General features: G+C 51.3%; 9 protein-coding genes. All 9 read right to left on the bottom strand.

From position 1 onward, the window contains the following. Positions 1 to 2 precede the first annotated feature (2 nt). Genes BN6628_RS13110 through BN6628_RS13150 form a run of 9 tightly spaced genes read right to left on the bottom strand, consistent with a single transcriptional unit; the run spans position 3 to position 22,822 of the window. A complete protein-coding gene (locus BN6628_RS13110; RefSeq protein WP_068618089.1) occupies positions 3 to 6,593 on the bottom strand; it encodes a non-ribosomal peptide synthetase in 6,591 nt (2,196 codons plus the stop codon). After that, positions 6,578 to 9,745: a type I polyketide synthase gene (locus BN6628_RS13115; protein ID WP_068618091.1), complete on the bottom strand. Its 3,168-nt coding sequence runs from the start codon at positions 9,743 to 9,745 to the stop codon at positions 6,578 to 6,580. Before BN6628_RS13115 ends, BN6628_RS13110 begins: the two co-directional genes overlap by 16 nt. Beyond that, a complete protein-coding gene (locus tag BN6628_RS13120; protein WP_068618093.1) occupies positions 9,745 to 13,107 on the bottom strand; it encodes a non-ribosomal peptide synthetase in 3,363 nt (1,120 codons plus the stop codon). The genes BN6628_RS13115 and BN6628_RS13120 overlap by 1 nt, the downstream gene beginning before the upstream one ends. Continuing rightward, entirely contained in the window at positions 13,104 to 14,738 is a 1,635-nt protein-coding gene (locus BN6628_RS13125) for a non-ribosomal peptide synthetase (protein WP_068618095.1), read from the bottom strand. Before BN6628_RS13125 ends, BN6628_RS13120 begins: the two co-directional genes overlap by 4 nt. Beyond that, positions 14,735 to 16,060, bottom strand: coding sequence for an ACP S-malonyltransferase (locus tag BN6628_RS13130; RefSeq protein WP_068618097.1), 1,326 nt, complete (start codon positions 16,058 to 16,060; stop codon positions 14,735 to 14,737). Before BN6628_RS13130 ends, BN6628_RS13125 begins: the two co-directional genes overlap by 4 nt. A gap of 35 nt (positions 16,061 to 16,095) precedes the next feature. Then, positions 16,096 to 17,223, bottom strand: coding sequence for an acyl-CoA dehydrogenase family protein (locus BN6628_RS13135; RefSeq protein WP_068618099.1), 1,128 nt, complete (start codon positions 17,221 to 17,223; stop codon positions 16,096 to 16,098). Then, positions 17,223 to 17,480 (bottom strand): acyl carrier protein, encoded by a 258-nt coding sequence (locus BN6628_RS13140; protein WP_089153614.1) that lies wholly within the window; start codon positions 17,478 to 17,480, stop codon positions 17,223 to 17,225. Before BN6628_RS13140 ends, BN6628_RS13135 begins: the two co-directional genes overlap by 1 nt. 17 nt (positions 17,481 to 17,497) lie before the next feature. Next, entirely contained in the window at positions 17,498 to 18,349 is an 852-nt protein-coding gene (locus tag BN6628_RS13145) for a 3-hydroxyacyl-CoA dehydrogenase family protein (RefSeq protein WP_068618103.1), read from the bottom strand. Positions 18,350 to 18,376: 27 nt separating this feature from the next. Further along, positions 18,377 to 22,822, bottom strand: a complete 4,446-nt coding sequence (locus tag BN6628_RS13150; protein ID WP_068618105.1) for a type I polyketide synthase — start codon at positions 22,820 to 22,822, stop codon at positions 18,377 to 18,379. Between the last annotated feature and the right edge of the window lie 4 nt (positions 22,823 to 22,826).

Consider the following 22,826-nt stretch of genomic DNA (forward strand, 5'->3'; position numbering starts at 1 on the left):
GTTCATCTTCTTCGGGTTCGCCTTGCTCCCAGACGCATTTCAGCACGGCTCGCAGCAGCTTCGGCTTCAGCCATCTGTCCCGCGGTCATGCCGCTGTTACCTCCGATATACTCAAGGAGATTGGATATAGTCGTGTGCCTGAACAAGTCGACAACCGGAATCTCCCGTTTCAGCAGGGATTGAAGTTCAGCCTGCATTTGAATCAGCTTTAGTGAATTGCCTCCAATATCGAAGAAATGCTCATCAGGACCGATATGCTCCACACCCAAGAGTTTTTTCCAAATGGCTGCAATCTGCTCCTCCAGTTGAGAACCGGGAGTCCAATCTTCAGGAGCACTGGCGGCCGATAATTTCAGCAGAGCTTGGCGATCAATCTTACCATTTACGGTTAAAGGCACCTGCTCCAAAACCTGTATTCGCCGGGGAACCATATATCCAGGCAGCTTGCTTTTGACAAAAGACTTGATTTCTTCTTCATCCACAGCTTCTGCATTTGTACTATCCATAGTAATAAAGCCGAGGAGCTGCTTTCGCTCCTGCTCTTCATCCACGAGCACAATCGCTTGTTGCACAGATGGATAGGATTTAAGCGCGCTTTCAATCTCACTTAGCTCAATGCGGTATCCATTGATCTTGACTTGCAAGTCCTCACGGCCCATGAATTCAATCACCCCATCCGCTCCATATCGCCCCCAGTCTCCGGTACGGTAAAGCCTTTCTCCGGTATGGGGAGAACATATAAATTGACGCTCGGTCCTCTCGGAATCTTTCCAATATCCCGCCGCAACGCCGACTCCGCCGATATACAATTCACCCGGGACATTCGCCGGACGCTCTTCCATACGCGCATTCATCACATACACGCGCTGGCCTGACATGGATATTCCGTAAGGAATGCTGGCCCAGGATGGATCAACATCTTCCACCGGGTACAGAATGGACCATATCGCGGCCTCCGTGGCTCCACCAAGTGACACAAACTGCATATCCAGATTCAAACGGCGAACCTCTTCCGGAAGGTTCAAGGGAATCCAGTCCCCGCTGAGAAGGCAGATTCTTAGCGAAGGGAGCCGCACGGATGATCGGCAGTAAGCAACAAGCATACTCATAAAAGCAGGTACGCTGTTCCAGATGGTTACGCCATGCGCATTGATTAGATTCAGCCAGTGTGAAGGATCGCGAAGCCGGTCTGGTTCTGGCAGCACAATCGCGGCTCCAACGCTCAAAGCACCGAATATATCGTAAACGGATAGATCAAAGCTCAGGGAAGAAAGGCTAAGAACCCGGTCTTTCGGACCAACCGTGAATCTCTGGTTTATGTCCTTGATTGTGTTGACAGCAGAAGCGTGATTGATCATTACCCCTTTCGGTTTTCCCGTACTTCCAGAAGTGAACAATACATAAGCAAGCTGATTCGGCCTAACCTTCACACCTTCTAGATTGTTGTCTGCTTCGGAAGCACTCTCACCCACATCCCCTGCAATCGTCAACCTTACCACCGCTTCAGGCCAAGAAAGCTGACTGCCAATGTTGCCTGATTCAACAAATGCTGCCGCAGCTTCCCCGAGACTAAGGAGCTCAAGGATTCGCTCACTAGGCAGAGAGGCGTCAATCGGCAGATAGGCTGCGCCTGCTTTGAGAGCTGCGAGTACAGCCACGATCTGTTCCCAGCCTTTGTGCATAACGATTGCCACAAGGTTCCCTGGCTTGATCCTGCAAGCCAGCAGCTCTTTGGCGGCTGCATTCGCAAGCGAGTTTAATTCCAGATAAGTCAGGCAGCGGCTCGGTGATATGACTGCAAGAGCTTCAGGCTTCTCCCGGACCATGCGTTCAAAATCCTTAGTCAGTACCCCATCCTCGCATACGGGCTCACTTTCGTGAAGCTTTCCGATTTCCCGAAGCTTGCAGCGATGTTGGAAATCAGCAGCATACTTGCTGGATAGCGGAAGATTCTCTTCCCATATTTCAGTGCTGGAAGCAAGCAGATGAAGGAAAGAACAGTACACCTCAAACATTTCATCTCCCATGCCGTCAGGGAACAGCTGCTCCATCACGTCCCAATTAAAGTGCAGCTCCCCTTCCCGTTCGGAGACCTGATGATCCACCCACACTTGAGGAGTTTGGGAAATACTCCGCGACTCCGTGAGCTCTTCGTTGCGCAGCTTGAATATCCGCTCGAATGATGAACCGGAAGATTCCGAGTTGGACATATCCAGCAGACTTGTAAATACAACCGGAATCGGTTCGCTTACGATTCCCCGGCGTAGAAGTTGTTCTGTCACACGAATTCCGCTGTATAACCGGTGGTCCAGATCTGACCAAAGACGGCTCTGCACTTCTTGAGCCCGCCGATAGAACGGGGCTGCAGTGCTGTAATCCACTTCGAGCAGGCTGACCGTTGTAAAGTCCCCCACTACTTCATTTAATTGGGGGTGTATCGGAAGCCGGTTAAACAAAGTCAGATTCAGCAAGAACCGCGGCTGCTTGGCATACAAGATGAGTACCTCCGCAAAACAGGCCAGCAGCAGCGCTGATGGAGTCATATTTCTCTTTCGCGCTTTCTCGCGAAGACAGCTCCAGGTCTCCGAATTCAGCACTGCTTTTCGGCGGCAGAACCGGGGGTTGTCCACCGTGGTCACAGCACCCGCAAGAGGAAGCAGCGGCCCTGGCGGCAGCCCATCGATCCGCTGCATCCAATACGATTGGGCAATCTGATAGGCTTCCAGAGAGCTCATGCTCACCAGGGAATTCACATAATCGCGGAAGCTCGCATTTAGTTCGGGCAATCCCTCATCATGATCGGAGTACAGTTTGGCCCAGTCACTCAGAATAATCTGGAAGCTTCGCGCATCGGCAATCATAAGGTCGATACTCATATGAAGCCGGGTCACATTCCCGGCTATCTTAACGGCTCTGATGGCAAACATCGGCCAGGTTCCAGGATGAACATAGTGGGACATCTCCTGCCTGATTGCTTCCAGGGTCTGTTGGCAAGCTTCTTCTGTATAAGCTGATGCATCAACCTTCCCGAACCGGTAATATGGGACCTCCTTTAACACTTGTTGAATGCCATCAGGCCTAATCATCGCCCGAAGCATCGGGTGCCGCTTGATCAATTGCTGAAAACAGCGCTCCAGTCGTTCTAAATCTAAATCCTCAAATTCCATTTCTTGATACACATGCGTAGCAACTTGTCCTCTGGAACTTAGCGCCTGTCTGCCTGACCAGTAAGCCATCTGAACCTCTGTTAACGGAAATGGCTCAAAGGCTTCATCAGGTGAAGCAATATACCGGAGCAGCTCAGGCTCCTGCCGGTCTAAGCCATCAGTTTTCCGGTGACGCAGATGTGAGCTCAGTTTGAAAATGGTGGCGTTTTCCAGCAGCTCACGCAACGTCAACCCGGCTTTCATTTCCTTGTTTATTTCGTGAAGCAGCCTTACCGCAGACAACGAGTTACCTCCCAAATCAAAGAAGTGGTCATCCACTCCGATGGGAGAGCGGCACAGAATCCGTTCCCAGAGTTCCGCAAGCTGGAACTCCATTTGGTCCGCCGGCTCCCGGTAATTTCCGGGGTCGGCCTCCCTGGAAAGCGGTCGTTTAGCCAAATCGCGGCGGTCTACTTTTTTATTCGGTGTAAGCGGAAGCTCGTCCAGCAGAATGAACCGGTCTGGAATCATATAGGACGGCAGGGTCTCCCGAAGCTTGCTCTTCCATTTCCCCGTATATTCAGCAGATTCTGTTCCGGCTCCCGTTTCCGAAGCTGTCCAGTACGCTACAAGCGTCCGCCCTCCCCAAGCATCTTCGGCAGCTACCACAGCTGCGGCTGCAACTTCAGGCTCCGCACATAACCGCTGTTCAATCTCTGCGGGTTCGATCCGGAAGCCGCGAACCTTGATTTGCTGATCCGCCCTGCCGTAATACTGCATATTCCCGTCAGGAAGCCAGCGTACAAGGTCCCCGGTATCAAATAACCGGTCCTCACCATCAAGTAAATCCTTACTGATGAACTTTAAGGCCGTTAGCTCATTTTGATTGTGGTAGCCCGGGGAGACTCCATCTCCTCCGATGTGCAGATTGCCTATCGCTCCCATCGGGAGCAGCTTGCGTTCTCCGTCCAGAACATAACAGTTCGTCCGGCCAATTGGCCTGCCAATGGGAACGGGTTGAAGACTGTTTTTATCTTGAAGACGGTACGCTAGTGACCATACTGTTGTTTCTGTAGGACCGTACAGATTCCAAACGTCCCTTCCACGCTGCTGCAATTGCTCGGCCAGATCGGATTGAAGCTCTTCACCGCCGCAGAGAAGCGTCATTGACTTTGAACCCTGCCAGCCTTCGATGATCAGCATTTTCCAGAGTACTGGCGTTGCCTGCATGAAGGTAGGGGCGTAGCGGTCGATTTCGCGAATCAAAAGCTGTGCATCCCCGGAGCTGCCGATCTCAGGGAAGATGACGGCGGCTCCATTCGATAGAGGCAGAAACAGCTCTAACACGAATATATCGAAGGAACACGTCGTCACTGAAAGCAGTGAATCCTCAGGCCGGACCTGGAGAAGCTGCTGCATGGAATGTAGAAAATGTACGGCATTCCGGTGTGTTATAGGAACCCCTTTGGGTTGTCCAGTGCTGCCCGAGGTATAGATCATATAAGCCAGCTCGGATTGTCCGGGTCCAGGTTCCTCGTAAGAGTAGTTGTCATTCCTCCAGCAAGCGCTGTCCCTGCCAATCTCCACACAAGTTATGCCTTCGAACATTCCTGTCAGTGATGAACTCTGCACAAGAATACAGTCAAGCCCTGCATGATGGGCTATAAATTGTAGGCGTTGTTCAGGAAATGCCGGATCAAGCGGGATATAGGCACATCCGCTCTTCAGAATACCGAGAATTCCGACGGCCAATTCCAGGGAAGGAGAGGCGCAAATTCCGATCCGCTGGGAAGGTCCTGTAAGATTCTCGTCCTGTAGGTATGCGGCTAATTGAGTGGATTTGCTCATCAGCTCTGCATAAGTGTAAGTTTCCCCTGAGCAGATTAAAGCTGCTGCTGAAGGGGTTAAGCGGGCATGCTCATCCGCCATTGTGTAAAGTCTGGCCTCTTCCGGATATTGCACCCCTGGACCGGAAGCAGCTGCCAACAGCCGCTGGGTTTCCTGTGGGGACAGCATATTCAAGCTGGACAGCGGCGTGTGCATTTCCCAAGGAAGCTGCTCAAGCAGCCATAAGTAATTTTCTAGAAAAAAGCTCGCGGTCTCATCGGTATACAAGGCTGAATTGAACTCAAGCGATATTTCCATTTCATCCTGATGTTCAATTACTTCCAGAGTCATATCAAATTTGGCGGTGGACTGCGAAATCTCTTGGGGAGCACAGGTCGCTCCCCTCATATGCTGCAGGGATTCTCCACCCTTTTGGAAGATGAAGAAAATCTGAAATAAAGGAGCAAATGCCGGGTCCCGCTCCGGCTGAATGATATCCAGCACCGTTTCAAACGGAACGTTCTGATGCTTAAGTGCCCCTAGGACCGTCCGGGCCGTGCTGCTCAGAACCTGGCTGAAATCGTCCGCTTTTCCGATATCCGTACGAAGGACTACATTATTGACAAAGCAGCCAATCATGGACTCCGTCTCTTCCCGGCAGCGTCCCGCAGTAGGCGTGCCAACAAGGATGTCACTTCTGCCGGTATACCTTGACAGCAAGAGATTAAAGGCAGCCAGCAGCGTCATGAACAGCGTCGCTCCCGCTCCGCGGCCAGCACCTCTTAAAGCCTCGAGCTTCTCGCCTCCAACTTGTGTCCTAATTGTCTTCCCGCCAAAGGTAAGCTGTCTCGGACGGGCATGATCCGCTGGAATTGTGAAGAAAGGATCTGCTCCCTTCAGCTGCTGCTCCCAGTACAGAACCTCCTCCTGAAACATATCTCTATCCATCCACTCACGCTGCCAGACTGCATAAGACGGATAATCGTACAGATTCTCAGCACATTCAGGCATGTGACCTTGCTCGAGATCGTTGTAAAGCTGTATCCATTCTTCAGTCAGGAGTTTAAGCGACCAGCCGTCCGAGATAATGTGATGCATGACAAAGACTAATACATGCTCTACCTTGGAGAGTTGAAACAGACCCACACGAACTAAGGGTGCACAGTCAAGAGAAAAAGCTTCATGAATCAGCGCCCCAGCCTGTTTCTCCAAATCCCGAAGCTGATCATCTGCGGTCTCCCCTTGGACCAGAACATGCTGTATGTGGATTTCCACGTCTTCCACTACATATTGCACGGGAACTCCATCATCTTGAGCAAAACAGGTGCGGAAGCTATCATGTCGCTTCGCTAGCAACTGTAGGCTTTGATCAAGAAGGTCTTGCTTCAGCCGTCCATTGATCCGAATAGCTTGATGTAGATGATAGCTGGAACCGGTCTCGACCATTTGTTCCATAAGCCACAGACGCTCCTGGCTGAAAGATAATGGGAAGCTGCGTCCTTGGCGTGACAGCTGTTCCAGCGGAATCTGTGTAACGGGAATCCCGCGTTCCCGGATCTGCTGTTTAAACCACTGTTTCTTATCTGGCGGTAAAGAAGACAGGGCTATTTGTTGTCCCATGAACCATCCCCTCCATGCTTCTTGGGATCATCTTTTTCCTGGGCGTTTGCAGGCACTGCCTCGCTCATGGCGGCTAGTTCATGAAACAGCGCCTCAATGGCAGGCTTTTCTGCAGATGCTTCGCGTGCAGGATCTATCAGAGCAGCCATCTCCCGAACCGTCGGCTGAACGAAGATCGTTTCGATTGGCAGCCGTACCCCTAAGGCTCGATGAATTCTCTCAAGGACCTGTGTCGCGAGCAATGAGTGTCCTCCAAGCTCGAAAAAGTCATCGAATACCCCTACAGGACTTAGGCGCAATTGATCTTCAAGAATTTCGACCAATTTCTTCTCCGTCTCCGTTGAAGGCGGCCGATACGCAGTTGACAGTTTAGGGCGTGCGTGCTTGGCGACCGGTCCTGCGGATAAGCCGTTTAATGAAGGAGCTTCCGGCTGCCGGTTCAGGTAGTCTTCACGGCTGCCAGTCTGTGGAATGAGTGCTTCGGCACGAAGGTCTGCATGAATCCAATAGCTCTCATGAGAGAAGGAATAGGTCGGCAGCGGAATGCGATTTCTCTTTTTGCCTGCATAGAACTTATCCCACTCGATACTGCATCCTTTCACCCATAGCTGGGCGACGGTCCGCATCAAGTACTTGCCATCGTCGTCTGATAGCTTGCTGGGTTTCAGAGCCGAGACAAATACGCTCTCCGCTTCCGCTTTATGGTTCTGAGCAGCCAGGCCACACAAAGTGACCCCAGGCCCAACCTCGATATAAAGTCTCTCCGGGTCACCCAGCAGCTCTTCCATGCCTTTCATAAATAACACCGGTTCGGTGATATGGCGTGTCCAGTAATCCACATCAACGGCCTCTTCATCTCCAAGCCATGAGCCGGTCAAACAGGACATGATCGGAATCGAAGGCGCACTCATCTTGATCTGAGCGAGCAGCTCGCGGTACGGCTCAAGCACAGGTCGCATAAGCGGGGAATGAAAGGCATGGGAAGTAACCAGCCGTTTATTAAAAATCCCTTCTCCCGCCAGCTGCTGCTCCAGCTCCTCAATGGCGCTCATCGATCCAGCTACAACGCAGATCCCCGGACTGTTAACCGCTGCCAAGGTGATTCCATTTCCCAGATACGAATCAATCTGCTGGCTGTCTACACCAACAGCAAGCATGGCGCCTCTTTCCATGCTCATCATCCATTCCGCCCGGCGGCATACGAGATGCAGCGCATCTTCAAGACTGAACACGCCGGCCACGGCTGCTGCGACATATTCTCCCAGACTATGACCGATCATAGCCTGTGGTCTAAGTCCTCTGCTGATCAACAGCTGAGCCAGGGCATACTCCACGGCGAACATAAGAGGCTGGGTAAGCGAGGTCTGATCTATATCCAGCCCCGTCCCACTTTCCCCTAAATTCATCAATGGGATGATATCCATTCCTGTATGCTGCCGGATCAACCCGGCACAGCGGTCATAATGCTGCCGGAACACTCCTTCATCCTGGTACAAGCCCTGTCCCATACCTAGATACTGGGCACCTTGCCCTGTAAACATAAACACAAGAGGCCGCTGAGTGGATACGCCTTCCGCACTGTAGAAACAATCCGAGCTTTTCCCAAGTTCTAATACTTCTGCCGCCTCTTCCCGACTGGAACAGATCAACGCTGCCCGATGGGAAAAAGCACGTCGTCCTGTGGCTAGGGTATAAGCAGCATCCGCAAGACTGTATTCAGTCGGCTTCTGCATGTGAATTTTTAAATTCTTAAGATTGCCTTCTAAGGACTTCATGTTTTTGGCCGAAACCGTTAGGATCTGCCAGCCATCCTCCGCGGTTTCGACGTTCCGCTCAGGGGGCTCCTCCAAAATCACATGAGCATTGGTCCCCCCCATCCCAAGCGAATTTACACCTGCCCGTCTAGGATAAGACTGGGTCTGCCATTCCTGAAGCCGTGTATTGACATAGAAAGGGCTGTTCTCAAAATCAATAGCCGAATTCGGCTTGTTGAAGTTCAGGGATGGCGGAATCTGTTTGTAATAGAGCATTAAGGTGGCCTTTATGAAACCTGCGATTCCCGCAGCGGAGTCCAAATGCCCGATGTTGGTTTTTACCGAGCCGATCGGGCAGTAACCTGTCCGGTCCGTAGAATGGCCAAACGCTTGTGACAGCGCTTGAATCTCTATCGGGTCCCCCATTCGGGTGCCCGTACCGTGAGCCTCAACATAACCGATTGTGGAGGCATCCACTTCAGCGAGAGCCTGGGCCTGAGCGATGACCTCGGATTGGGCGTTGACACTTGGCGCTGTATAACTCACTTTCTCCGAACCATCATTGTTAACGGCAAATCCTTTTAGAATTGACCAGATATGATCCCCGTCTCTTAAGGCTTCATCAAGGCGTTTTAATACAACTATTCCGTAGCCGTTACCAGGAACAAAACCGCTGCTCTCCTCATCAAAAGCCCGGCAGTGTCCGTCCAAGGACATGATCCCTCCCGGCTCATACATATACCCTGACCGCTCCGGTGGACCCACCGTGATTCCTCCCGCAAGCGCCATGTCACACTGATACGTCAGCAGGCTCTGGGCAGCCATGCAGACTGATACCAGCGAGGTCGAAGACGAAGACTGAACTGCCATTGACGGTCCCTTCAGGTTTAAACGATAGGATATCGTGGTGGCCATACTGTCCTTGTCATTGCCGATAGCTGCTTGCAGATTGCCGGTCGCCAGCATTTTTTGGATATGCGGATATATGTTCAGAAACAGATAAGAACTCATGCTTTTGCCAACATATACACCCACGGAGCCGGGAGCTTCCTGGGGGTTGTACCCCGCATTTTCAAGAGCAGCCCAAGCACATTCCAGCATCATCCGGTGCTGAGGGTCCATGAGCTCGGCGTCCTTCGGATTAACCCCAAAGAAGGAAGCGTCAAACGCATCCAGGCCGCCAATCTCACCCTTGGCTTTTACATAATTGGGATTTTGAAGAATTTGGGGATCAATTCCCGCCTCTTCCAATTCCGTTGTTGAGTAATGGGTAATGCATTCTTTCCCGTTAATCAGATTGTCCCAGAATTCATGGATATCAGCGGACTGTGGGAACCTGCCTGCCATTCCGATTACAGCGATCTCATTTCCTGTATAGGGGTGCTCAGGATAACTCATTATGATTTTCCTCCCTCTATTTCAGTGATGACGGCCGCCGCCGCAGAAGCGACTCTCCGGTAACGGCTAAACGCGTTTTTTTGCTTCTCGGCCTTCTCTTGAATCGTCGCAGCGGATGGATCGTCTGTCTCCTCGTTCAAGTATGCTGCCAGCGAACGAATAGTCGGGTATTTAAATAAGCTGATTAAGGTTAAGCGGTCACCAAACTGTTGATTCAACTGGTCAAGAACTTTTGCAAGGAGCAGCGAGTGCCCGCCCAAGTCAAAAAAGTTGTCTGTCACACCAAAATTGCTGGTATGGAGCACTTCCCCCCAGACTTGAGCGATTTGCTTTTCTATTGTTGTTGCGGGTTTGTCATGCACTTCGGACACACGCTTTCCTGCTCTAGCCGGATCGGGCAGGGCTGCGGTGTTGAGCTTCCCGTTCATATTCCAAGGAATGCTCTCCATCTCGAGATATGCGGAGGGCTTCATATAAGAAGGAACACGGGTTTCCAACCATGCCGATAATTGATCCACAGTATAGCTGCCCGGCGTACGCAGTGTATAATAAGCTACCAACTGCAGATTGCCTTCATGATCCGGTTTAGGATGAATCACTCCCTCGGCGATCTCAGGACAGGCGTTAAGATGGTTCTCCACTTCATCAAGCTCAATGCGGTGTCCTCGGATTTGGACCTGCCGATCCTCCCGTCCTCCGAAAGTGAGTTCCCCACTGCCTCTCCAGCTTCCATAATCCCCTGTAAGCAGAATTTTCTCCCCCGGTACAAATGGATGGTCTGCAAACTTCAGATGGGTCAATTCAGGACGGTTCAGATATCCTCTGGCGAGCCCGCAGCCCGAAATGCATATTTGTCCACGAACTCCAATAGGCACAGGCTGCATCAATTGATCCAACACATAGACCTGCTGATTGGCGACCGGTCGGCCCAAGGATGACACGGCCCGCTGGAAATCTTCGGAGTCCGGTGTGAAAGTTGAATAAGTGCTGCATACACCTGATTCGGACAAACCGTATCCGTTAACGATCATGACTCCCTGAAAATGGCTGACATGTGCCGGAAGCAGATTCTCTCCCCCGCTCAAGATCAGCCTCAGGCTGGCCGGGGTCTTTGCTTCATCGTTAAGCCGTCTTAACATGGAGGGAACGGTGCTGAGCATCGTGACTTGATGCTTCTCCATGTACCCATTCAGCCGGGAGGGATGAAGCAAGGTCATCTTATCGGGCAGGACCAGTGTGCCTCCGGCAGCCAGAATGGGGAGTGACTCCCCGATAAAGCTGGACGATGCTACTGAAGTCACGGGGAGCATTCGGTCTTCTTTGTTCACGTTATAAGATGAGATAAAAGAATGTACAAGATTGTTGATGCTGCGATGTTCAAGCATAACCCCTTTAGGCACACCGGTTGTGCCGGAAGTAAACACGATATAGGCAAGGTTGTCGGCCCTTGGCAAATCTCCGGGTATGTCTTCAGTCAGATAGCCATACTGCAAGTCCTTCACTTCAGTGGATGGTTCTTCAAGCAGGTCAAGTATAATACACGCTTCCTCAGGAAAAGCCAGCCGGCGGGCATGCCCGTGATCAGTAATGATATAGTAGATTCCAAGCTCGTTTAGAATGGTATGAATCCGTTCCTTTGGCTGCCCGGGATCAACGGGAACCACTACTCCGCCTGCGCGGGACACGGCCAAACATGCCGCGGCATATCGGGCTGAAGATGGAAGACATACCACCACAGGCACCTGGTAGGAGTCCCCTTTGTTTGTAAGAAGTCTGGATGCAATCTGCCGGGCCATCAAATCCAGCTCTCTGTAACTAATGGAGGTTTCACCCTCCAAAATGGCGCAGTGCTCTGGGTAATTTATGATCATCTGTCCAATCCGGTGGATATAATGAGACTGCTGGTCCAGCAGCTCCGTGTCGTTCCATTCCTCTACGAGCATTCTGTAATGATCATGGTCCAGCAGTGTGAGCCGATCAAGAGCCTGCTTCGGGTCGGCAAGGACAGAACGAATCAACTGAATATAACAGGAAATCCACCGCCGGATCGTGGGTCTGGTAAACAGGTCTGATCTGAACTCAAAAGTCCCCCTTAACTCCTTTCCCTCTTCCCAGCAGGATACGGTGAGATCGTTCTGGGCAAATCCGGTGTCCAAAGGGATGACGGACAAACGGATATCCTGCACCTCCATCTGAGGAATTGGAAGGTTATCCATTTGAAACATCGTTTGATATACCGGGTGGTAGCTCATCTCTCTGGACGGGTTCAGTCTCTCGACAATCCGGTCAAACGGCACATGCTGATAAGTAAATGCCTGCATAGCTTCATGATGAACCTGGCTGAGGTATTCATTGAAAGACAGAGAGCCGTGAGGTGAGCTGCGAATGACTACGGAGTTGACAAACATTCCGATCAGCCCTTCGAGCTCCGTTCTTGGCCGCCCGGCGACGGGTGCCCCTACAAGCAGATCTTCCGCTGCACTGTACCGGTACAGCAGGGTTTTAAATACAGTGAGCAAAAAGGTGAACACGGAGACCTGCTCCTGTCTGCAATACAGCTGAACCTGTTTGTACAGTTCTTCATCCAGCCGAAAATATTCAAGCCCACCCCGGCTGCTCATTTCTGTTCCTCTGCTGAAATCCGTCGGCAGCTCCAGCAGTGGTGGAGCACCATGAAGCTTATCCTGCCAGAACTGCAAGTCACGCTCAAACTTCGGCTGGCCGTACTGCTGACGAAGCCAGTCCACATAATCCCTGTACTGCAGGCGAAGCGGCTGGATTTGGGAAGGTCTATTCAGAACGGCATCTTCATACAGCTGAATAAATTCCTCTAGCAATACAGACTTGGACCATCCGTCCGAAATGATGTGATGCATGGCAATGACCAGCACATGCTCATCGTCCCGGATACGAAGTAAGGTAAACGAGATAAGCGGGTCCGATGCTAGATTCATTTTGCGGGCTGCAAGCTGCGTAATCATGTCCGTCACCGCGGGATCATCCGGACTTTGAATGTCTTCTCCAAGAGGGAGGTATGTAAATTCCGTCGACCGCTTTCGTGGAATCGCCCTGGGAACCCCCTGATCCAAGGCAATATTTATATTTAGGACCTCATGGCGGTCCATAATCATGCCTATCGCAGTCTGTACGCTGTTTACATTCAGCCTGCCAGTGATCTTAAGCGCAGTTCCATTGTTGAAGGCCGTACTGTCAGGATGAAGCTGCTGCAAGAACCAGATTCCCCGCTGGGCATCCGACAAATCGAACGGTCCATTCTTCCCTGAACCTGAAATGCCCTGTTTGTCTGGAATGCGAATCCCCTTATCTCTAAGCAGTTTTAGATACAACTCATCATCCATCATTGCTCTGCCCCCTTAGCGGTAACAGCGGTGTCCTGGTTCATTGAGAAGAGCAGTCTGCGGTCCGCTTTCCCATTTGGTTTGAGCGGAATTTCATCCACCCGGATAATACGTGTCGGAATCGCATACTCAGGCAGCTCACGTGCCAGATTGTCTTGTAATACCCGTTGATTCTCCAGATCCGTACCGCTGCCTCCAACGATATATGCCGTCAGGATCTGATCACCGGACTCATTGACATGAACCCCAACTACCGCATTCTTGATCTGATCGCAGCGTAGCAGACAGCTCTCAACTTCCTCCAGCTCGATCCTTAAACCGCGGAGCTTGACCTGATTATCCTCTCTGCCCGCATAAATCACTTCGCCGTGTTCATTCCAGTAAGCCAGGTCTCCTGTCCGATACATACGTCCGTCTGGCTCATATGGATTGGAAATAAACCGGTCATGAGTTAATGCCGGACTATTCAAATAACCTCTTGCGAGTCCAATACCGCTTAGGTACAGCTGGCCAACCTCACCAATCTGGGCAAGTGTAAGATCCTCTCGAAGGATAAATAATCGTATGTTATCAATCGGCCGGCCAATCGGTACCGGATTCATCCCATGGTCTCTCTCACATGGATAATGGGTGACATCAATCGTCGCTTCTGTAGGACCGTACAGATTAATGAGCCTGATCGGTTGTTCATACGGGAAAACCGAATGGAACCGATCAACCAGATCAGCAGCTAACGCTTCACCGCTGCAAAATACATAACGGAGGCTGCTGATCCGCTTGAGATCAAAGTCCGTTTCAATGTATTCCAGGAACAAGCGAAGCACCGATGGAACGAAATGAACTACACTGATCCCATGCTTCTCTATCAACTTCACGAACCGCCGTGGATCGTTCTCCTTGCCAGAAGGCAGCAGAACTACAGAAGCGCCTGAAATCGTCCACCAGATCAGTTCCCATACCGACACATCAAAGGTATATACGGTTTTCTGAAAGAGGACATCACGTGAAGTAAGCGGATATGCCTTCTGCATCCACTCGATGCGGTTAACCAATCCACCGTGCTCAACCAATACGCCCTTGGGATCGCCTGTGGAACCCGAGGTATAAATGAGGTAAGCTAGATCGCCGGGTTGAACTTTTACATCGGGATTAGTGTCAGGGAATCGATCAAGCTCCAAAGCTTCCATGGATATCAGTTCCGTGTTCAGCTGCTCGGAGCCCAGGAACTTAAATCCATCCTCCACTATCGTCAATGCTGCCGAACTGTCATCGAGCATTTTCTTAAGCCGGGCAGACGGACAGTTTGGGTCAAGTGGCAGGTAAGCCGCACCCGCCTTTAAAACCCCGTAGATGCATACCATCATGGCATAAGAGCGCTGCATGATCATAGCCACAATGGAACCAGGCCCAAGCTGCCGTTCCCCCAGAGCATGAGCTAACCGGTTTGCATCGCGGTTCAGCATGCTGTAGGTGTATACATGATCGCCATCATAAATTGCAGGCTGATCCGCGGACGAAGCGGCGGCATCCTCCAGCCACTTGACCACGGTGATTTCTGAAGAATAAGGTGACTCGGTTAGGTTGAAATTTTGAATTTTGCTAAGATGAGATTCATCCTCTACCTTGAAATTCATACCTGTCCCTCCCTATAATCAGGCGAACCTCCCACGCCCTGTAAGGAGGGTCCGATTCCCGTTCTGTCCCGAATTTGCTCGATTCGCAGTTTTCTTTCTTCCATAGGTGTCTGTTTATCCTCGAATATAGCCAGCAGCATGGCAAAGGCTTCATCAAGATGCTGCTCTGTGAGCATCCGGCGACCCGCTTCGATCTCCTGCTTGATTTGTTTGACCTGTTCATACATTCTCAAAGAACGTGAGCCAGCCCCTGGTCGAGGATCATGATTACGGGTCGTAACGGCATGGGTAAGACACATCGTTAAGGCCTTTAACCGATGATCCTCTTCCGAATTGCCGCCCTGCGAAGACCGCAATTCCACACCTCCAAAGGGTGTGTTTTTGCTGCTCCATGCCGCTATTTTCATCCGATCGGCCTTCTCGTCATGGGCATAGATTTGAAGTGAACCGGAGGTTTCTTCAAGAAGCATGGTCTTTAAAACATTTTGAGGCCCTATTTCCAGAAACACCCCAACTCCTTGGTCCACAAGATAACGGAACGACTTATGCCATAACACCGGCCTAAACAGCTGCTGTGGCAAATAATGCAGAATTTCTTCTACAGACTGGTAAGGACGTCCTGTCACGTTGGAGAGAATCGGACAAGACGGCATTTGCCATCGATATTTGTGCAGCTCATTCGCCATCTTCTCCGCCTGCGGCTTCATAAGCTCACAATGATAAGGTGCGCTGCCTATGAGATGAGTGACTTTGCCGCCTTCATCCGTGATCTGCAGCTCCAGTTCTTTTAAAGCATCGTCCATGCCCGAAACGGCTGCCTGTGTGGAGGAATTAAGACAAGCAATGCCGATCTTCCGCCCCTGACTGATCAACTGCTCGCATAATGTCTGAACCCGATCAGGGTTCACTTGATCCATAATGCTCATGCCGCCGCCCGTCGTCTCCATGATTTCTTCAGCGAGCTTTGCCCGGAATTGAACCAGCTTCAGCCCGTCTTCCAAAGCCAATGCGCCGGAGCAGATCAAAGCGGAGTATTCTCCCAGACTATGCCCGGCCATGTACGCAGGCTCAATACCTGTCTGCTCCATATACAACCGAAAGTGAGCAACACTTGCTGCGCAAATTGCGGGAAGCATGCTGCTGATCCGGTTCAATTTCACGGTGCTTCCATTCATCATGATTCGGGAAAGATCCATACCAAGAATACGATCGGCCTCATCCAGGGTCGTCCTCACACAAGGAGAAGCTTCGTACAGGCTGCGCATCATGCCTTTGTATTGGGAACCGGAACCAGGAAAGAGCATTGCCAATTTAACGGTCATAGAGACCCCTCCATTTGTTCACGTTCAGATATAGGTTACAAGCTGTAGGTTCTTGCAATCTGAATCTCGTGCATTTGTGAAGTGCCTTCAATAATCTCCATGATTTTCGCGTCCCGATAGAAGCGCTCTACCGGGTTTTCATGAATACAGCCCGATGCGCCATGAATTTGCAGCGCATGATCTGATGCGCGGACAGCCGTCTTGGAAGCATAATATTTGGCGGTCAGCGTATCTGTAATTGCGGCTGGATCTCCAAGCTCCCGCATCCGGCCGGCGGCTGCACACAGCTCACGAGTAGCCTTAACCTCCGTGATCATTTCAGACAGCATCTTCTGCACCAGCTGATGCTTGCGCAGCGGCTCGCCAAACTGTGTCCGTTCACTTGCGTAAGCTAAACTGTGCTCCAGACATGCTTGAGCTAAGCCCAAGCTGCCGCAAGCGGTAGTGTAACGTCCTTCATCTAGGGCATAATTGGCTAAATGGGTAAAACCGTAACCCACCTTGCCAACCAGTTGGCTTGCTGGCAGCGCGCAATGGTCAAACCTAAGTTCAGCGATCATATTTCCGCGAAGTCCCATCAGCCCCGGCAGGGGAGAAATTTCAAGTCCGGGCGTCTCCCTCTCTACCAGCACAGCAATACCACGGCCGTTAAGACGGGCGAATACTAGGAACAGGTCAGCAATCTGGCCAAGCGTAATATACTTTTTGGTTCCATTTAGAATGATCTGATCCCCTTCAAGATCGGCTGTTGTTTCAAGGCGGGCAATATCGCTGCCAATATGGGGCTCCGTAATGGCAATGGCTGGGATGATCTCACCAGCCGCAATCCGGGGGAGCCATCTCATCTTCTGCTCTTCGTTTCCAAAACGGATCAGCGGCTTACAGACCATGCCAAACACAGTGCAGGCATTCTGAACCGAAGCGAAGCCCCGTCCCAGCTCTTCATGCAGGACGCCAAGCAAGGAATAATCGGCTTCGATTCCGCCGTATTTTTTGGGAATAGAAAGTCCGAAGAGTCCGGCTTCAGCCATTTCTTTGAATACTTCTGGCGGAATACACTGCTCCCGGTCCATTTCGGAGGCACGGGGCACAATACGTTCTTCCACAAACTGACGGACTTGTTCCGGGGTAACGGACGCAGAGACCAAGGCCGATTTGTCCATCAGAGGGATACCCCCGTCTGTTGATTGCGTTCGATAAGGGAAACGATCTGTCTTACAGTTTGAATTTGCTCCATATCGAGATCGTCGTCATCAATTTCCACATGAAAGTTCTTCTCAATAAACATGATAAGCTGGACCATAAATAACGAGTGTACTAGACCAAGATCGATAATGTTGTCATCTTCACCAAGCTCCTTGTTTCGCAGGGAACGGGTTAAAAATTCAATGACCTTGTTTTTGATTTCTTCATGTGTCACAATCATCAGCCTCCCTATTAGATATAAGAATAGAATCCTTGTCCGGACTTCATGCCGTGTAATCCGGCATCCACCATTTTTTTGAGCAATGGGCAAGGGCGATACTTACTATCGTTAAATCCGTCATACAGGACCTCAAGAGATTTCAGAATCGTATCCAGACCAATGAGGTCTGCCGTTTGCAGGGGTCCCATTTTATGCCCGAAGCAAGTCTTGAACAGGACATCGATATCCTCGGCGGAAGCGACCTGCTCCTGCAGCATGAACACAGCCTCGTTCACAAAAATCATCATTGCGCGGTTCGTAACAAAGCCTACCGAATCATTGACCACCACCATTTCTTTTCCAAGGCTGTGCAGAACTTGTCCAGTAACGGTAAGTGTTTCTTCACTGGTGTGATACCCCCGTATCACCTCAACCATCGACTTCAGCGGAACAGGATTCATGAAATGTATCCCTACCACTCGTTCTGGTCTTTGGACAAGCGAGGCAACTCTGGTTATCGAAATAGCTGACGTATTCACCCCCAAAATGCACTCTGGCATGCATATAGAGTTGAGTCTTTCATAGACTTCGCGTTTGATTTCCCAATTCTCGGTAACATTCTCCACAATAAAGGAACATGTCTGCAGTGCATCCAGGTTCGTTGTGAATTGAATACGGCCCAATACAGTCTCTGCACTTTCCGCAGGAGCCGCTCCGGTCATCATCTTCTGAAACCGGATACTGCTGCGGATTTTATCCCGGGTCCGTGCCATTTGTTCTTCAGAACGGTCAACCACAATAGTCTCGTAACCGGCCTGAGCGAATACTTGAGCCACACCGCTGCCCATAACGCCTGATCCTACTACTCCCATAACTTGGTTCATTTGATCGACCTCCACTTTGAATCGATGTTATTTCATCTCTTCGTAAACCAGCTTCTGATAATCTCTATAGGAAACAGCGATCTCTTCAAGCACTTCCCGGCTTCCCCATTCCCCCTCAAGCGCCTTCAGCATTCCGCTGACCGTTGGTGTCTCCAGCATCGTGCTTAGAGGAACATCCACTCTAAAGACATCTTTGATCCGCGACAAAAGGCGGGTTAGTAAAAGCGAGTGGCCTCCCAAATCATAGAAGTGATCATCAATTCCTATCGGGTGTACCCCGAGCTGCTCTGCGGCAAGTTCACACAGCACTTTTTCAGCTTCCGTATTAGGAAGAGCGCACTCCCCTAAATGGCCAGGCCGCTCTTTCAGCCCCTCAGAACTTAAGAAAGTCATAGCAGAGACGTTCTTTACTTTGGACTTTTCTGCATACATTATCACTTTGTCCTCAGGAGGAACTGCCGAAATGATGGCACGGTTCAACTGGTCCCTCAGATCCCATAGCTGCTTGTATACGGCCGCTGCCTGCTCTTCTGTAATGCCAATCACCGGATGATCTCCCTGCCGGATAAAATCGCGATGGACCGGCATCCAGGAAAAAGATGGGTTAGAATGCTGTTGGGCCGCCGCATCGTATACATTGGCACTGGCGGAGAGCTCGCATAATCCATATCCCCCTACTACAGAGGCCAGGGAAGAAAGAAGCCACCCGGCCCCAAGATCAGCTCCACACGCAGTGAGGCATGTGTTCAGGTGTTTGAAGCCCTTCAACCTCAAGTTCCAATGTTGAAGTCCAGCTGCATTCGTCATTTCCCTTAACGTTCTCATGTCCATGGGCTCCAGCTCAGGCTCATAAATGACAGCGTCAATCCGGCCTGTAACTGCTGCCGCATCCGAGACGGCTTGTTCAATCTCCTGCAGATCATCTCCCCTCGCATGCAGGATGACGGCACTCGAGATAGATTTGAGGAATAGACGCAGGCCTGTATCCTCTGATGGCGCAACATATAGAATCACCTGCTTGTCCCCAGCCTGTCCCTCTGCATCCTTCTCTAGCTCAGACATCAAATCCAAATGAGGTATCGGCTCAAAATGCTGAACCAGCCGGGTCGATCCCCGGTATGCAATGACTGTACCGGCTGCCGGAGCTGCCGTTTCCTGTACCAGCTTATCGAACAGCCGTTTCCCCGATAATCCACGGAAGTCAATTAATTTCACCCTACATCCAGGATATTCGTATGGGATGACCAGGAGCGGACCCATCAACGAGCGGCGGATAGGGTTAGCTGTCCCCGAACCATAAATATCAATAATTCCGGCTGCGGCTGCAAAGATTTGGACCTCTTCGCTAAGAACCTTATCCGCCATAGATGATAGAAGGTTAATTAACGTGGTATAGCCTTGTTGAACAGCATTGGCCTGCGAATCGCCGGACAATGGATCATAAATCTCATCATCAAGACACCAGCCATGTAGGATGCGATCTATACGCACACCATCCATCTCCAGCTCACTGGCCAGCTTATGAAATTGATCAGGCGCCGAAGGATTTAGCTCATAAGCTCCATCACCGCAGCGGCGGTATCCTTCACCAGGCCCAATGGTAATACAACTGTTCCCGGTCTTAAGCAGGTGATCTACGTACGGCTGAAGCCGATTTTTATCCATTAGCACCAGCCAACTGTGCTGGTCTCGGCTCATCTTCGGCCGCTCTGCAGAGGCAGCAGGTAATGGCTCTGGTCTCCACACAGGCTGATACAGCAGCTGTTTGCCGGACTTGCCGCCTGAATCCAATTGCCGAACTGATCTCAACTGCAATGGTTGAGATGGCAGCATGTAAGTCTGACGGTCAAAAGAGTACAAAGGCAGCGGGATACGCCGCCGGCGGGCTCCCGAGTCAAGTGCCGACCATGTCACGGAAACGCCTTGAATCCATAAACTGGCAAGGCTCTCAAGGAACGACCTGTACTCATGCTCTGAGCGAGACCCAAGCGTTGACAGCACAACCCTGTTTCTGGATGCCTGAGCTGCCACCAGATTGGTAAGCGTCTTCCCTGGGCCTACCTCAAGAATAAAATTCCGCTCGTCTGCCAAGCAGCTTGCGGCGATTCTACTAAATTGAACCGTATTCCGCAGCTGCTGTGCCCAGTATTCCGGATTGACGGCCATATCTTCCCGGATCAGATCACCTGTAAGACAGGAGTAAAAAGACGTTTTCGGCACATTCAGTGTCTTGCTGAGCAGCACTTCGATAAAGGATTCCAGGATGCCATCCATCTTAGAGGAGTGAAAAGCATGTGATGTGTTCAAGCGCCGGTGAAATACTCCTTGGCGATCCCATTCCTTCTCTCTCTCTGCAAGTTCGGCCTCATCCCCGGAAAACACGCAGAGTTTAGGGGCATTTACCGCAGCAAGCGACACTGCATCGCTGGTGTACATCGCCGCTTCCGTCGCAGCTACTGCGGCGGCTACCATAGTTCCACCGGAAGCTGATTGCATCAGACGCCCCCGGGCCACCACAATATCCAGCGCATCGTCAAGTGAGAATACCCCGGCAAGAGTTGCTGCCACATACTCTCCTATGCTGTGCCCAGCCATAACAGCCGGTTTGATTCCCAGGCTGATCCAGACCTGAGCCAGTGCATATTCAAGTGCAAACAACGCAGGCTGTGCAAGCCAGGTCTGGTTCAGTTCGGACAAATCCATGCCGGACTTAGCAGTATCCTCAGTGGGACATAAGTACAGCCTGATGTCAGTTCCCAACTTAGGAGCAAGCTTCCCGGCGAGCTTGTCCAGCTCTTCACGAAATAACGCATTTTCCCGGTACAGTTCTGCGCCCATCCCTGGATACTGCGACCCTTGTCCTGTAAACATGAACACAAGCTGGGCGCTGCCCCTCGTCTCGATGGAATGGACCGGGGCTGATTCCTCCGCGATCCGAGCTAATGTTTGAGCTGCCTCCCCCGCATGTTCGGCTATGCATACTGCACGGTAGTTAAACTGCCCCCTTCCGTTTTGCAGAGTATAAGCGGCATCGGCAAGGTTCAACTCGTCATGCTGATGGATATAGTCTGCCATCTCTCTTAAGCTGGTCTGAAGCGAGGACTGGCTTTTTGCGGAGAATGGCATGATCACTGGAGTCTTCTCCTGAGCCTGCGGGGTCACCTGTGGCGCTTCCTCCAGAACCAAGTGCACATTCGTACCCCCGACACCAAACGAACTGATCCCCGCGCGGCGTGGTCTGTCTCTCCGCTTCCAAGGCACCGGCTCCCGGTTAACATAGAAAGGTGAGTTTTCCATTTCCAGCAGAGGATTGGGCTCCTTAAAACCGGCCGTTGGTGGTATGACCTCCCGCTCAAGAGAGAGGACGGCTTTGATGAAGCCGGCAATGCCGGCAGCTGCGTGCAGGTGGCCGATGTTTCCTTTAACAGAGCCGATGGGGAGATGGTCCTCCCGCTGGCCAATCACCTGCCTTAAAGCCTCAAACTCAATCGGATCCCCTACCTTCGTGCCTGTTCCATGAGCTTCCATATAATCGATAGTTGAAGGATCGATATTAGCAAATTCCCAAGCGGAACGAATGACCTCTTTCTGGCCTTCCAGGCTGGGTGCGGCAAAGCCGACTTTTCTCCGTCCGTCATTGTTGCTTGCGGAGCCCTTGATCACCGCATAAATGTAATCGCCGTCCTGAATGGCATCAGTCAGGCGCTTCAGCACGACCGCGCCGGCCCCTTCCCCAAAGATCGTGCCGTCTGCGCGGCTGTCAAACGGCCGGCAAACCCCGCTTTGTGAGTGAATTTTACCTTCTTCATACAAGTAGCCCGATACGCTTGGCTGTTCTAAAGTAACGCCGCCCGCAACAGCCAGATTACAATCCCCTAGCAGCAGCCCCTGACAAGCTAGGTGAATCGCCGCCAGCGACGTCGAGCAGGCGGTATAGAGCGTATAACTTGGGCCAGACAGGTTCAGCTTGTAGGAGATCAACTGACTTAGGAAATCCTTGGACGAGACAATGCCTGTCTCAAGAATCTCCAAATCGCTGCCGCTGTGGGACAAGTGTTTTCCGGTCCACTCGATATCAAGCGGGGCACCGGCGTACATGCCGATTTTCCCATTGTAGTGATCCGGATGATAACCCGAATTCTCCAACGCGTGATACACACATTCGTGGAACAGCCGGGTTTGAGGGTCCATGCTCTGTGCTTCCCAAGGAGCGTAACCAAATAGAGCCGCGTCAAAATCGTATATATTTTTAATGTATGGCTTGGCTCTTACATAGTTCGGGTGCCGGACGGTCTGTTCGGGAACTCCTTGCGCAATCAATTCCTCATCTTGAAAATAAGTAACCGCGCTCGCCGCCTTTAACAGGAGCTCCCAGTATTGCTCAAGATCGTCTGCTCCAGGAAACCTGCCGCTCATGCCAATAACAGCTATCTCAAGTCCCGTTTCATCATAATTTCCTGACTCGTTGTTCACCGTA

The sequence above is a fragment of the Paenibacillus tuaregi genome (genome assembly GCF_900086655.1).
GTDB classification, from domain to species: domain Bacteria; phylum Bacillota; class Bacilli; order Paenibacillales; family Paenibacillaceae; genus Fontibacillus; species Fontibacillus tuaregi.

Excerpts from the sequence above, each read along its gene's own strand:
- BN6628_RS13115 (WP_068618091.1), bottom strand. The coding sequence starts at position 9,745 with ATGAGTTATCCTGAGCACCCCTATACAGGAAATGAGATCGCTGTAATC.
- BN6628_RS13145 (WP_068618103.1), bottom strand. The coding sequence starts at position 18,349 with ATGAACCAAGTTATGGGAGTAGTAGGATCAGGCGTTATGGGCAGCGGT.
- BN6628_RS13110 (WP_068618089.1), bottom strand. The coding sequence starts at position 6,593 with ATGGGACAACAAATAGCCCTGTCTTCTTTACCGCCAGATAAGAAACAG.
- BN6628_RS13125 (WP_068618095.1), bottom strand. The coding sequence starts at position 14,738 with ATGAATTTCAAGGTAGAGGATGAATCTCATCTTAGCAAAATTCAAAAT.
- BN6628_RS13120 (WP_068618093.1), bottom strand. The coding sequence starts at position 13,107 with ATGATGGATGATGAGTTGTATCTAAAACTGCTTAGAGATAAGGGGATT.
- BN6628_RS13130 (WP_068618097.1), bottom strand. The coding sequence starts at position 16,060 with ATGACCGTTAAATTGGCAATGCTCTTTCCTGGTTCCGGTTCCCAATAC.
- BN6628_RS13135 (WP_068618099.1), bottom strand. The coding sequence starts at position 17,223 with ATGGACAAATCGGCCTTGGTCTCTGCGTCCGTTACCCCGGAACAAGTC.